Source organism: Polyangiaceae bacterium (genome assembly GCA_015075635.1).
Classification (GTDB): domain Bacteria; phylum Myxococcota_A; class Polyangia; order Polyangiales; family Polyangiaceae; genus JADJKB01.
Genome location: JABTUA010000001.1, coordinates 277975 through 290416, shown reverse-complemented (window position 1 = coordinate 290416; position 12442 = coordinate 277975). Strand labels below are relative to the sequence as shown.

General features: G+C 71.6%; 11 protein-coding genes. 2 read left to right on the top strand and 9 right to left on the bottom strand.

The genetic code is table 11. The features are described 5' to 3' along the window. Positions 1–22: 22 nt before the first annotated feature. The 4 genes from HS104_01420 to HS104_01405 form a co-directional block, all read right to left on the bottom strand. Entirely contained in the window at positions 23–1021 is a 999-nt protein-coding gene (locus HS104_01420) for an iron ABC transporter permease (GenBank protein ID MBE7478636.1), read from the bottom strand. Between the two features lie 3 nt (positions 1022–1024). Next, positions 1025–1822 carry a type III pantothenate kinase gene (locus tag HS104_01415; GenBank protein MBE7478635.1) on the bottom strand — a complete coding sequence of 266 codons (798 nt, stop codon included), beginning with the start codon at positions 1820–1822 and terminating at the stop codon, positions 1025–1027. A gap of 145 nt (positions 1823–1967) precedes the next feature. Continuing rightward, entirely contained in the window at positions 1968–4157 is a 2190-nt protein-coding gene (locus tag HS104_01410) for a peptidylprolyl isomerase (GenBank protein MBE7478634.1), read from the bottom strand. After that, positions 4154–4636 carry a YdcF family protein gene (locus HS104_01405; protein MBE7478633.1) on the bottom strand — a complete coding sequence of 161 codons (483 nt, stop codon included), beginning with the start codon at positions 4634–4636 and terminating at the stop codon, positions 4154–4156. Before HS104_01405 ends, HS104_01410 begins: the two co-directional genes overlap by 4 nt. A 59-nt stretch (positions 4637–4695) precedes the next feature. Here HS104_01405 and HS104_01400 point away from each other — a divergent pair, with 59 nt between their 5' ends. Both HS104_01400 and pcnB read left to right on the top strand, forming a co-directional pair. After that, the gene (locus HS104_01400; GenBank protein MBE7478632.1) at positions 4696–6597 is read left to right on the top strand and encodes a hypothetical protein; all 1902 of its coding nucleotides are present in this window, start codon (positions 4696–4698) and stop codon (positions 6595–6597) included. Positions 6598–6816: 219 nt separating this feature from the next. Continuing rightward, a complete protein-coding gene (pcnB, locus tag HS104_01395; protein MBE7478631.1) occupies positions 6817–8043 on the top strand; it encodes a polynucleotide adenylyltransferase PcnB in 1227 nt (408 codons plus the stop codon). A 23-nt stretch (positions 8044–8066) separates the two neighbouring features. Here the strand turns inward: pcnB and HS104_01390 are convergent, their stop codons facing one another. The 5 genes from HS104_01390 to proB form a co-directional block, all read right to left on the bottom strand. After that, positions 8067–9149: an FHA domain-containing protein gene (locus HS104_01390; protein MBE7478630.1), complete on the bottom strand. Its 1083-nt coding sequence runs from the start codon at positions 9147–9149 to the stop codon at positions 8067–8069. Between the two features lie 40 nt (positions 9150–9189). Further along, positions 9190–9834 carry a signal peptidase I gene (lepB, locus tag HS104_01385; protein ID MBE7478629.1) on the bottom strand — a complete coding sequence of 215 codons (645 nt, stop codon included), beginning with the start codon at positions 9832–9834 and terminating at the stop codon, positions 9190–9192. Between the two features lie 51 nt (positions 9835–9885). Next, complete coding sequence (locus HS104_01380; protein ID MBE7478628.1) at positions 9886–10728, bottom strand: S1 family peptidase; 843 nt, start codon at positions 10726–10728, stop codon at positions 9886–9888. Continuing rightward, entirely contained in the window at positions 10725–11243 is a 519-nt protein-coding gene (locus tag HS104_01375) for a hypothetical protein (GenBank protein ID MBE7478627.1), read from the bottom strand. The genes HS104_01380 and HS104_01375 overlap by 4 nt, the downstream gene beginning before the upstream one ends. 105 nt (positions 11244–11348) lie before the next feature. Then, positions 11349–12437, bottom strand: a complete 1089-nt coding sequence (gene proB / locus HS104_01370; GenBank protein MBE7478626.1) for a glutamate 5-kinase — start codon at positions 12435–12437, stop codon at positions 11349–11351. Between the last annotated feature and the right edge of the window lie 5 nt (positions 12438–12442).

Genomic DNA, 12442 nt, shown 5'->3' with positions numbered 1-12442 from the left:
TCGCAGCTGCGAAGCGACGCGCTCACTCGAAGGCCTGGCGGCGGCCCCGGTACAGGATCAGCAGGAACAGGGGACCGCCGATCAGGGCGGTCACCGCGCCGACCGGCGGCTCCGTCTCGAGCCAGCGAAACAGCGCGCGTGTCGCGAGATCACAGGCCGTGAGCGTGATGGCGCCGAGCAAGAGCGACGCCGGCACCACCACGCGGTGGTCGGGACCGAGCAAGCGGCGCACCGCGTGCGGTACGACGAGACCCACGAAGCCGATCAGGCCGGTCAGGCTGACCACGGCGCCGGCGATGGCGGAGGCAGCGAAGAACACCCGGCGCTCGAGCCGCGGCACGTCCACGCCCAGGTGCGCGGCGGGCTCGCGTCCGAGCGAGAGCAGGTTCAGTCGCCCCGAGTCGTAGACGATGACCGAGACTCCGAGCGTGACCCAGATGGCGCACGCCACGAGCTGTGGCGTGGAGGGCACGTCCAGGAAGCCCATCAACCAGAACAGCAGCTCCTGCGCCTTCGCCGCCGACACCAGCGTCTTCACGAAGGTGATCACGCTGGCGGCGATGGCGTTGACGATGACCCCGGCGAGCACGATGGTGGTGCCGCTGACCTCGCCGCCGGCGCGAGCGATGGCGAAGACCACCAGCGTGGCGACCAGACCACCGGCGAGCGCGGCTACCGGGACGACGGCGGCGCCGATCAGCGAGAAGGCGCTGGTCCCCGCCACGATGGCCAAGGTTGCGCCCGCCGCGGCGCCGCCCGACACGCCGAGCACGTACGGGTCGGCGAGCGGGTTGCGCAACAGGGCCTGGAACGCGACGCCCACCACCGACAGCGCACCGCCCGCGAGGCAGGCCAGCGCGACGCGGGGCAAGCGCGCAGACCAGAGGATGGTCGAGTCGAGGCTCTCCGGCTCGCGCAAGGCTCGCCCGAGGTCGATGGGCTCGGCGCCGAAGCGCACCGCGACCAGCACCGTCAGGACGAGGAGGACCGAGAGCGCACCGAGCGCGACGCCGCGGGACATCGCCTACCCGGCGGCGCGCCCGCGCTGCCCCTCGGCCCGGCTGTTGCGCTCGTGCAAGATGCGCAGTCCTTCGAGGGTCAGGTTGTCGTCCACGCCCTCGACCGTGTCGCAGTGCTTGACGATCAGCGTGGCCAGGCCGCCGGTGGCGATCACCCGGCACGGGAAGCCGAGCTCCGCCTGGAGCTTCTTCACCAGGCCGTCCACCAGCGCGGCATAGCCGTGCACGATGCCGGACTGGAGCGCGTGGGTGGTGTTCTGGCCCACCACCTGCGGCGGCTCGGCGATCTCGATGCGCGAGAGCTTGGCCGCCTTGCCGAGCAGGGCATCGAGGCTGACCCGCACGCCCGGCACGATGACGCCGCCCAGGTACTCGGCCTTGGGCGAGACGCAGTCGAAGGTGGTGGCGGTGCCGAAGTCCACGATGATGGCGCCGCTCTTGAAGCGCTCGAAGGCGGCCACCGCGTTCACGATGCGGTCGGCGCCGACGTCGCGCGGGTGGTCGTAGACCACGCTGATACCGGTCTTGGTGCCGGGGCCGACCACGAGCGGCACGCGCGCCACGGCGTGGCTGATCGCCTCGGACATCACGTCCGTCAGCGGCGGCACCACGCTGGCGATGATCGACGCCTCGACCCGGCGGTGATCCGGGGCGCGCAGTGCCAGGAGCTGCTGGAGCAGCACGCCGTACTCGTCGGCCGTTCGGGTGTGAACGGTCGCGATGCGAAAGGTCTGCACGAGCTCGGAGCCTGCGTACAAGCCGAACACGATGTTCGTGTTCCCGATGTCCACGGCGAGCAGCACGGCGCGCGGAGCGTACCATAATGGCCCGCCCACCCACCCCAGCGTAATCCTCCGCCGGGGGCACGCCCCCGGACCCCCGACGCGACTCGCTTTGCTCGTCGCGGGCTCGCTTCGCTCGCGGATTTCGAGCCGCGCCGATCAGCACCTACTGGCCCACGCGTACCTTCTGAACCACGTCTCCCTGCGCGAGCTTGTCCCAGCCCGGTTCTGCGCGCCCGATCAGCGCGTAGTCGCCGTCCAGGTGGGGGAAGCTCGCGAGGGTGACGAAGAGCTGGCTCGAGCCCGTGTCCCGCCCGGCCAAGGCCACTCCGACGCTGAGCGGAGCGAAGGTAATGGGGCTGGTCTCGCAGGCGAGCGGCAGCTTGCCGGCGCCGCCGTAGCCGTCGCCGCCGGGATCTCCGAGCTGGACCACGAAGCCGGGCACGACGCGATGGATGCGCATGTTCTCGAAGAAGCCCGTCCGCGCGAGCTCCGCGAAGCGGGTCACCGTCACCGGCGCGAGCGCCGGATCCAAGCTGAGGGTGACCTCACCCGCGTCGGTCTCGAACACCAGCGTGACCTTCTCGCGGGCCAGGTGCTCGAGCTCGGGCGGCGTCGCGGCGTTCGACTCGGCCTTGCACACGCGCTTCTGCTCGCCCATCACGCGCAGCGCCTTCTCGGCGTGCTCGCGCAGCGTGGGGTTCGGGCCCTTGCAGAAGGCGTCGAGCTTCGGCTTGAAGCTCAAGACCTGGAGCGCGCCCGCTGCATCGGTGAGGGCAGCCCACACCTCCAACGAGTCCGGCGGGCGCTGCAACGTGAAGGCCGTGGTCAGCGCGTCGACCACCGCGGGGTGCGGCTTGATCGGCGCCGGGGTGGGGGGTACGCCCGCGTCTTCGCCCTCTTCTACCGGCGCCTTTCGCTCCTGCTTCTCGGCGGCGCGGTCGGGGTAGGAGGCGATGAGCTGCGCCGCCGCAGCCACGGTGCCCGCGTCCGGCGCGCGCAGCGCCTTGGCGAGCAGGTGCTGGGGCGCTTCGATCTCGGGGTGGCCCGCCATCATCTCCAGGGCCTTCTGACGGACCAGCGCCGATTTCGCCTCCGAGAGCGCACGCCAGCGCTTCTGGCGCGTGCCGGTGAGCTTGCCGCGGTCGAGCACCTCGAGCACGGCGAGCTGGCCGGTGGCGCCGTCGGGATCCGGATCGCAGGCCGCGAGCTTGGGCTGGCCGAAGGCGTCGCCGGCGAGCAACGACGCAGCACGGCAGCGCAGCACCGTCAGCCGGCGTGCCAGCGCGGGCTGGTCCTTCGGCAGCTCCAGGCTCGCGAGCTGTTCGAGCACGGGCTTGGCGTCGCGCACGGGCAAGGTCAGCGACTCGAGCACCACCGAGAGCGGCGCGATCCCGGCGCCCGCCAGGGCGTCGAGGCCCTCGGGCTTCGGTGCGACGAGCCCGAGGCTCTTGCGCAGGGCGACCTGACCTTCTTCGCCCAGGCGCGCGAGCTCGCGCGCCGCATCCGAGCGCTCGGCGACCGAGAACGCCGGATCGGCGAGCAGCTTGCTCAGCGTCTCCACCGCCTTGGGTCCGGAGCGACCGAGCGCGCGCACGGCATAGGAGCGGCGTGGGCCCGCCGGACCCGCCAACGCCTCGCTAGCGACCTCGTACAGGCGCGTGCGGATCGCCTCGCTTCCGGCGTTGATGCGCGTGAACGCGAGCAGCGCCGAGGCGACGGGTTTGTCGGGGCGACTGGCGGCGTCGAGCAGCGCGACCACCGAGGCGTCGTCCAGGCGCTTCTTCCGGGAGGCCAGGCGGCCGAGGGCCAGCGCCGCGCCCTCGCTCTTGTCCTCCACGTCCAGCCAGGCGCGCAGCGTGGCCTCGGCCTCCGGGGTGGCGCAGCGCCCGAGCGCGTCAGCCAGGGTGGCGTTCGCATCGAAGGCGCCGGAGGGTTTGTCGCCGGAAGCGGCGAGCGTCGCGGCGCGCGAGACCAAGGCGCGCACGGTCGCGGCTTCGTTGCCCTTGCAGGCGTAGCCCAGGCCGTAGGCAGCCCAGCTCACGACCTCGCGATCTTCGTCCGCCAGGGTCTTCGTCAGCCGCTCCGCCGCGGCCACGTCCGCGATGCGCGCCAGCGCGCGCGCCGCCGCACGGCGCACCACGATGTCGCGACTGGAGAGATCCTCGTCGCGGATCTCGCCCTGCGCGCGCCGGTGCTCGGCGCTCAGGATGCGCGTCAGGGCGGCGTCGCGGTTCGGTGCCGGCGCGGGAGCGGCGCTGGCGCTCGGGCCCGCGTCTGCCGGCGCCGGAGGGGGTGGCTTCTTGCAGGCGTGCGCTCCGAGCAGCGGCCCGATCAGCAACCAGCCGAGCCTCACAGCGCTCCCCAGGTGGCGAAGCGATCGACCCAGAAGCTCACCCGCTCACGGCCCGCGCGCACGAGGCGCGCGGGGATCGGCAGCGCGGGCGTGAGCGCGGGGATCGGGCGCGCCAAGACGCCGGCTCGCTCGAACGCGGCGAGCGCCCGGCGCATGTGCCAGTCGCAAGTGACCACGCCCAGCTCACGTGCGCCCATCTCCCGCGCGAGCTCGACGCTGTAGCGCGCGTTCTCGCAGGTCGACAGGCTGAGTAGCTCGAGCACCAGCGCGTGCTCGGGGACGCCGCGCGCGAGCAGCGCCTCGGCGAGGACCTCCGCCTCCGCGTGGCCGTCCCAGCGACGCCCGCCGCTCACGATCACGCTGGGTCCGAGGCCGGCCGCGAAGGCGCGGGCCGCGGCTTCGACGCGCCGCTCGGCCGTCGCCGAGAGGGCTCGGCCGGGGCCGATGCGACAGCCGAGGAGCACCAGCGCGTCGTACACGGCCCGCACATTAGGACATTTTTCCGCCCTCGGGGCCGGGGTAGATTCCCGGCTCCAGCATGCGACGGCGCGCTCTCACGGCACTCGCGATCGGCTCGGGGCTCGCGCTCGCGCTCGGTGCGTTCTCGAACGAGCCGCCGGCGCCGCCCGCGATCGCCAACGCGAGCGCGACCGCGGCTCCGCCCCCGAGCCCGGACTCGGCCGATCCGAGCCAGGACCCCGCGGCGTGCGAGTCGCGCCCGCTGAAGCTGCCGTCCGGCAGGGCGGCGGTGCTGAGCTGCGTCGAGGCCCGGCGCATCGTGGCGCAGGTCAAGAGCAAGCTCGCCACCCCGGTCGCGTCGCCGGCGGCGCTCGAGCTCGCCCAGCACACCGCCGGCTGGCTCGATCCCCACGGGCTCTGGTCGGCGGCCCCGGACAGCCCGATCAAGGCGGCGCTGACCAAGCACGCCGCGCGGCTCTTGGCGGAGCTCGAGGCCGCGCCGAACGCGGAGTCCCGCTGCGAGGCTGCCGAAGAGATCGGGCGGGTGGCGCGGGACTGGGCCGTGGAGGTCCGGCGAGAGCTCGAGGCCGCGCGGCGAAGCGCGCCGCGGCTCGGCGCCGAGCGCACGCGGCTCTTGGCGGAACAGAGCGTGTTTCAGGACGACCCGGTGACGCGGCCGGCGCGGCTCCTTGCGCGGGATCTGGGCGCCCGCATCGGCAGCTTCGAGGCCGAGTTCGGGGACGCCGCGGGCGCGGTGCCCGCAGCGCTGGCGCGGCTGGCACCGGAGCAATCCCTGGAGAGCTGGACCAAGGCCGTGCTGGCCGCGGCCATCCGGGCCTACGTGCCGGCGGTGGATCCCCACGGTCAGTGGGTCCCGCTCGACGAAGAGTGGTCGCTGTACTCGGCGGATCCAGCGCTGGATGCCGAGCCGCGGCTGTGGGGGCGCATGGTGCGGACGGCGCTCGGCGTGCGCGTGTCGGACGAGGCCACACCGCCGCTGTCCGACGGCGACCTGGTGCTCGCCGTCGGCGGCGTCGCCACCGCGGGCCTGAGCGTGGAGCAGGTGGAGCAGCTGGCGCACCTGGAGTCGATCGGCGGTGAGTCCACGCGCGACGTCGTCGTGCTCCGGCGCGGCGAGCGTGCGCCGCGAACGCTGAGCGTCGAGCTGGAGCAGGACGCCGAGGGCGCAGCGCCTGGCCTCTCGGTGCGCCGCGTCGGTTTCGGCTCTCGGCAAGTCGCCGTCGTGAGCGTGCCCGACGTTCCAGACGAGCTGGGCGAAGATCTGGAGCGCGTGGTGGTCGAGCTCGGCGAAGAACGTGACTCCGTCGCCGGGGTCGTGCTCGATCTGCGCGGCAACGGCGGGGGCTCGATCGACGGCGCCGCGCGCGCCATCGGCGTCTTCCTGCCGGGAGCGCCGATCTTCCCGCTCAAGCGCCGCGACGGCGCGATCGAGCTTCAGCACGCGACGGCGCCAGCGGACGCGCATGTGTGGCGTGGTCCGGTCGCCGCGCTGGTGGACGGCTACACCGCGAGCGCCGCCGAGATGATCGCAGGCGCCCTCTTGGCCTACCGTCGCGGTCCGGTCCTGGGCTCGCGCACCTTCGGCAAGGGCTGCGTGCAGGAGTACTTCGACGACCCCGCCGGTGCCGGCGTGGTCCGGCTCACCACGATGCTGTTCGCGCTGCCGGACGGGTCGCCGCTGCAGGGGGTCGGGCTCTCGCCGAGCCTGTCGGTCGCCCTGCCGCGTGTGGCGGAGCGCGAGCGCAGCATCGCGGGGAGCATGCCCCCCTGGCAGGGGCCGGACATCCGCTCTCGGGCCGCGATGGGTGGTCCCGATTGGCCCGCCCACCGCGGGGTCATCGGCGTTTCGGACGATCCTTCGCTCCGAGCGGCCCTCGCGCGTCTGGGCGCAGCAGCGCCGCCGCGTCGGTCGGCGGCCGTGCTGGGCGGCCGCGCCGCGCGCCGGGCCGGGCCGGAATGACCCCGCGGGCTGGCTTTGGCCGGCGGAGCCTGCTACACGGCTAGCGCATCGGGGCGCGCCGAAGCCGCCCGTCGATCGAGGAGCCCCTCCCTGCCCGCAGACGAACGTCCCGCTCGGCACGCGGAAGAAAAAAGACCCAGGCGTGCCGCCGCCGATGCGGCGTCCGACCGCACGACCCGCCGCACCGAGTCGAAGTCCCCGCCCCGGGACGGCGCCCGGGTGTCCTCGGCGGAGCCCGACTCGGACGAGCGCCCCCGGCCCGCCGGCCCGTCGCGCCACCCCGTGGATCTCGGTGATCGCCGGCTGGACGCCGACGCGGTCAAGGTCGTGCGCCGCCTGGTGCGCAACGGGTACGAGGCCTACGTGGTGGGCGGCGGCGTTCGAGATCTGCTGCTCGACCGCAGCCCGAAGGACTTCGACATCGCGACCAGCGCGCGCCCGGACGACGTGCGCACCTTGTTCCGCAACTCGCGCATCATCGGCCGCCGCTTCCGGCTGGTCCACGTGCTCTTTTCCGGCGGCAAGGTCATCGAGACCGCGACGTTCCGCCGAGCGCCGGACACCAGCGAGCGAGAGGGCGACGACCTCTTGATCCGAAATGACAACGTCTTCGGAGACGCGCACGAGGACGCCGCGCGGCGCGACTTCACCATCAATGCGCTCTTCTACGACGTCGAGAACAAGGAAGTCATCGATTGGGTCGGCGGCATGCCGCACATCGAGGGGCGGATCGTCCACACCATCGGCGACCCGGTGGTGCGCTTCCAGGAAGATCCGGTGCGCATCCTGCGCGCCATCAAGTTCAGCGCGCGCCTGGATCTGGGCATCACACCCGAGGTGTACGACGCCATCGTGCAATGCCGTGGCTCGCTGGCGATGGCGGCCCGTCCGCGCCTGTTCGAGGAGCTCTTGCGGCTCCTGCGCGAAGGCGCCGCGCACCGCTCCTTCTGGCTCGCCTGGGAGACGGGCGTGCTCGACGTGCTCTTGCCGGAGCTCTCCGCGTACCTATCCGACGCCGAGGAGGAAGACGGAGTCGTCTGGCGCATCCTGCGCGAGCTCGATCGCCGCACCAACGAGCGCGGTGAGCCTTTCGACGACGTCGTGCTCTGGACGCTGCTCCTGCTCGAGCCGCTCAGGGAGATCACCGCCGGGGAGAAGGACCGCGTCGAGGCCGCCTACGACTTCCTGGAGCCCGTGATCGACCGACTGAACGTACCGCGACGCATCGCGGACGCCGTGCGTCGCATCGTCGCCATCTACCCGCGCCTCGAGGCCGGCCGCGCCGGGCGGTTCTCCAAGACGCCGCTCTTCGCCCTGGCCGCCGAGGTACACGACATCCACCGCGGCGCCATGGGACACGAGACCCGCGACTCGGCCACGACCGAGCGGGCGGACTCCTCGCTTCTAGCGCCCCCCAAGCGCCGGCGGCGGCGCCGGCGACGCTGATCTCCGGTCCTGCTCTGGCCGCGTCAGTTGCTGTTCATCTCGACGCGGACGAGCTTCTTGCCGAGGAACAAGTAGTCGCCGTGAGCGAGCGGCTTCTCGCTCTTGATGCGGATGTACGTGCCGTTGCGGCTGCCGTGGTCCGTCAGGACGAATTTCCCGTCCTTCTCCTCGACCGTGCAGTGTTTGGCGGACATGAAGACGTCGCCGGGGAAGTTCAGGTCCCCGTCCTCCCGGCCGATGTCCAGGCTGTTGCCGCGGGCGCACACCGTCATGCCGACGGCGCCACCCTCGAGCACCTGATTGATGCGGAAGGCGCTCGGGTACTTCGGCGACGAGTAGAAGAAGGTGCCTTCCGCGTCGTTGCCGTCGGAGGCCTTCGGCGTCGGGTCGAGGCGGAACAGCTGCTCGCCCGCCAGGAAGCTGTCTCCGGGGGCGATCTCGACGCTGCCGCGGATGCGGAAGAAGACGCCGTTCAGCGAGCCTTCGTCGCGCACCACCAGGCTGCCGCCGCGGTAGAAGAAGTTCGCGTGCTTCGGCGACACATAGGTGTCGTCGGAGAAGTCCAGGTCCAGGCCGTGACCGGCTAGGTGCTGGTCGGCCTTGAGGTGGTACGACAGGCCCTCCTGTTCACCACCGTGCTTGTCCTGGCCGCGGATGACGACGATGCGCGCCTTCTCCGGGTCCTGCATGTCACTGAAGAAGTTCGCCTGCAGGTGGAGGATGTGGTCCGGAACCGGCGTCCCACAGCGCCCGCAGAACTTGTGCCCGCTGGGCACCGGGCTCATGCACGATTCGCAGACGTAATTCCTTGCTTGATCCATCCGTTCCTCCTGCGTCGCCCCCAAGGGGACGCGCCCGACGTCAACCGAGACTCGATCAATTTCTTCAATCTGTGAACGGGCTTCCGGCACTTCGTAGGCGATCGTGTGCTCTTCCTCGAAGACCGGCCGGGGCGGCGCGATCGACGGCGCTACCACCGGCGCCTGGCTCTTCCGCGGGAAAAGCTGGAGATCCTGGCCGCAGCTGGGGCACGAGCGGGTGCCCAGGGGGCTGTACGCGTCGCAGTGCCCACAAACGATGCCGAGCTGGAGAGCCGCCTCACCCATGGGTCGTACCGAGCACGCTAGAAAACCCCTGCGCCGAACGCTAGCGGATCACGGTGAAGCGCGGCCCCTGGTCCATGAAGCCGTCCTTGCTCACCAGGCGGAAGACCACCGTCTCCGTGCAACTCGCTCGATCGACCAGACCGAAGTCCCTGGAATCATAGGGCAATAGCCGGTTGTCGCTGACCAGGAAGACCTTGCCCTCCTCCACCGTCTGGTTGACCGGGGTGGGCTGGACGCCGTGCTCGACGGTGGACCCGCGCATGTGGGAGACCCCGGCCACCGCCTCGATGTCGCACCGTTGCTCGATTTCCGCGCCGGTGCTCGGGTGCATCACCTTGAACGTCGCTGGGTTGCAGGCGTGCTCGGTCTCGGCGGCGCGGCCGTTGATGAAGACCCGCGGGCCTTCGACGCGGATCTTGTCCCCTGCGTCACCGATGATGCGCCCGATGACCACGCGCTCGGGCGCGGTCGGCTCCGGACACATCACCAGATCACCGAACTTCGGCGGAGTGACCCGCCACAGGATGATCAAGTCCCCGCCGCGCAAGCTCGGGGCGATGGACGCCTCGAGGTAGGGGTCCCCTTCGGGGATCCGATACCAGCGGATCGCAAACGCCCGGGCGAGCCCTACCAAGACGCCGATGACGAGGGCCGTCCAGAGCAGAAACTTGAGGAGCTTCTGCATTCCGCCCCAAGGGTAGCCGATGCGTCGGGCGCGGGCACCTTTGGTGCCGGCTCAGCGCGGCGGGCAGCCGCCAATGGGGGGCAGCTCCGAGGCGCTCTGGCCTTCGGCGATGGCCTTGGCCGTCGCGAACACCGCGCGCCAGCGGTCGAGGCGGGTGAACTCGGCCCGGCCACGGGTCGCCTCGCTGCCGTCCATCACGGCCTGCGAAATGACGCCGACGACCTCGCCCGTGCCCTCGCTCATCACCGGACCGCCGGAGTCACCGGGACAGATGCCCGCATCGAGCCGGAAGCGCGAGTCGAGCAAGCGATCGACCCGCCCGCCGGGGCGATGACGACGGGAGATGGCCTCGGTGGACAGCGCGCAGCGGCCGAATCCCACCGGGTTCACGTGCTCGCCGACGGCCGGGGCGTCGTCGAGCCGGGGTTTGGCCGTGGCCACGCCGATCAGCTTGCGCTCCAGCACCAGGATGGCGATGTCGCCTTCGCCGGCGGCGTGCCCGCACGCGGGGGCGACCACGTGACGCACGCCCACGTCGCCCCAGGGCAAGTTGTCGCCGCCGAGCTCGACGCGAATGTCCCGCGCGCGCGCGTTCTTCTCGACGAAGTCACCGTACTTGTCGCGCTGCGCGACGCAGTGGTGGGCGGTGAGCACTTGATCTTCGTCGATCAGCGTTCCGGAGCAGCTGGTGCTGGAGACGACCACGCGCACCACGTAGTCGTCCTCCCGCGCCAGCGCGAACGGCATCTCGGGGGCCTCCTGGCGTCCTTGGTCGTCGGGGCGCGCCGCCGGCGCCGGAGGCGGGTCGCTCCTCACGCGAAACGAGCGCATGCTCGAGCAACCGCTGCTCCCGCCAACGGCGAGTACGACGCTGAGGGTCGCCAAGCGTTTCATCGCAGGTCCAAGCTCACTTCGCGCATGGAAATTCGATAGGCGAGCTCGGTCAGCTGCGGGTCCTGCTTGGGATCTTCGACGCCGTGCTTCACCAACTCCGACAGCAAACGCTCGCGGCGCTGCGCGCGACCCGTGAGCACCGCGGAGCACTGCACCTCGGAGCAGGCGTCGAGCACTCGGCGCTGCGTATCGAGCGCGGCTTCGGTGAAGCCGAGCTGCAACAGGGCGCGCGCTCGTGCGTCGGCGATGGCGGGCAACTCCCGCACGCTCCGGGGTGCGCGCTCGAGGGCGGCGTAGGCGACTCCAGGCGCGGAGTGGTCGAGGTAGGTGTCCGCCAAGCGTGCCAGAGCAGCGGCGTCCTGCGGGTGCGCGCTCACGGTCGCCTCCAGCTCGGCGACCTCGGGTCCGAGGCCCCGCCCAATCAGCGCGGGGGCGGCCGGAGGCGACGAAGACACCGCAACCCACAGCCCCCCGAGGCCGACCAGCGTGAGCGCGGTCCAGCGAACGTGATGCATCGACCCTGAATCAGCTCCCGACAACGGACTCGTCAGAAAGTTCCCGCTCGGGTTGTGACCCGCCAGAATTGTACGTCTTGGGTGGTAAAAAGCGTTCCCCGACCTTCACGGGGCGAGGACCAGGTCGTCCTTGTGGACGACCACCAGGTCGTCCGAGCCCGCGACCAGCTCCAGCTCCCGGCCCTTGAGGCCCGCAGCCCGCGCGACTTCCACGGCGCCGAGTCGCGTAAGACCTCTCCCTACCTCGGCTCCATTCGCATCGACCAGGCGCACCGCGTCACCTGGGCGGAAGTCGCCACGCACCCCGAGCACGCCAACGGGTAGGAGGCTGCTCTTGCCGCCCTGGACCGCGCGCACTGCGCCGGCGTCCAGGAGCAGGGTGCCCTTGGGCCGGAGCGTGTAGGCGATCCAGTGCTTGCGGGCCCGGAGCGGCTCGCCGAGGCGCGGGAACAGCGTGCCCACGTCCTTGCCCGCCATGACCTCCGAGAGCACGCGAGGCTGCTTGGCGGACGCGATCACGACCGTGGCCCCCGAGCGCCGCGCCTTCTCGGCTGCGTCGAGCTTGCTGGCCATGCCGCCGCTGCCGAGCCTCTCGCCGGTGCTCGGCACGCTGCCGATGCTGGACTTCTCGGTCATGACGGGGATGCGACGGCCTTGCGGGTCGAGCACGCCCTCCACGTCGGTCAGGAGCACGAGCAGATCCGCGCCGACCAGCGGCACGACCATCGAAGCCAGCTGGTCGTTGTCACCGAAGCGGATCTCGTCGGTCGCGACGGTGTCGTTCTCGTTGACGACGGGGACGGCGCCGGCTTCGAGCAACGCGGCGAGCGCCTCCCGCGCGTTGTTCAGGCGCTCGCGATCTGCGAGATCCGCGTGGGTCAGGAGCACCTGCGCCACCGTCAGGCCGCGCTCTCCGAAGGCTTCGTCGTAGCGTCGCATCAGCACGCTCTGGCCGGCGGCGGCGGCGGCCTGGAGCTTGGCCATCTCGCGGGGCCGGGTGCGATAGCCGAGGCGCGCGCAGCCGATGGCGATGGCGCCGCTCGAGACCAGCACCACGGAGCGATCGGCCTGCCGGAGCTGAGCGACGTCCTCTGCGAGCAGACGCGGCGCCTCGCTGTCGGCTGCGAGGGAGCGCGAGCCGATCTTGACGACCACGCGCCGTGCGCGGCTCAGGGCGGCGCGTTCCTTGTTCATGTGGC

What these genes read in the sequence shown, in the direction of transcription:
- HS104_01420 (MBE7478636.1), bottom strand. Translation starts at nt 1,021, where the DNA reads ATGTCCCGCGGCGTCGCGCTCGGTGCGCTCTCGGTCCTCCTCGTCCTG.
- HS104_01400 (MBE7478632.1), top strand. Translation starts at nt 4,696, where the DNA reads ATGCGACGGCGCGCTCTCACGGCACTCGCGATCGGCTCGGGGCTCGCG.
- HS104_01390 (MBE7478630.1), bottom strand. Translation starts at nt 9,149, where the DNA reads ATGGGTGAGGCGGCTCTCCAGCTCGGCATCGTTTGTGGGCACTGCGAC.
- lepB (MBE7478629.1), bottom strand. Translation starts at nt 9,834, where the DNA reads ATGCAGAAGCTCCTCAAGTTTCTGCTCTGGACGGCCCTCGTCATCGGC.
- HS104_01380 (MBE7478628.1), bottom strand. Translation starts at nt 10,728, where the DNA reads ATGAAACGCTTGGCGACCCTCAGCGTCGTACTCGCCGTTGGCGGGAGC.
- HS104_01375 (MBE7478627.1), bottom strand. Translation starts at nt 11,243, where the DNA reads ATGCATCACGTTCGCTGGACCGCGCTCACGCTGGTCGGCCTCGGGGGG.
- proB (MBE7478626.1), bottom strand. Translation starts at nt 12,437, where the DNA reads ATGAACAAGGAACGCGCCGCCCTGAGCCGCGCACGGCGCGTGGTCGTC.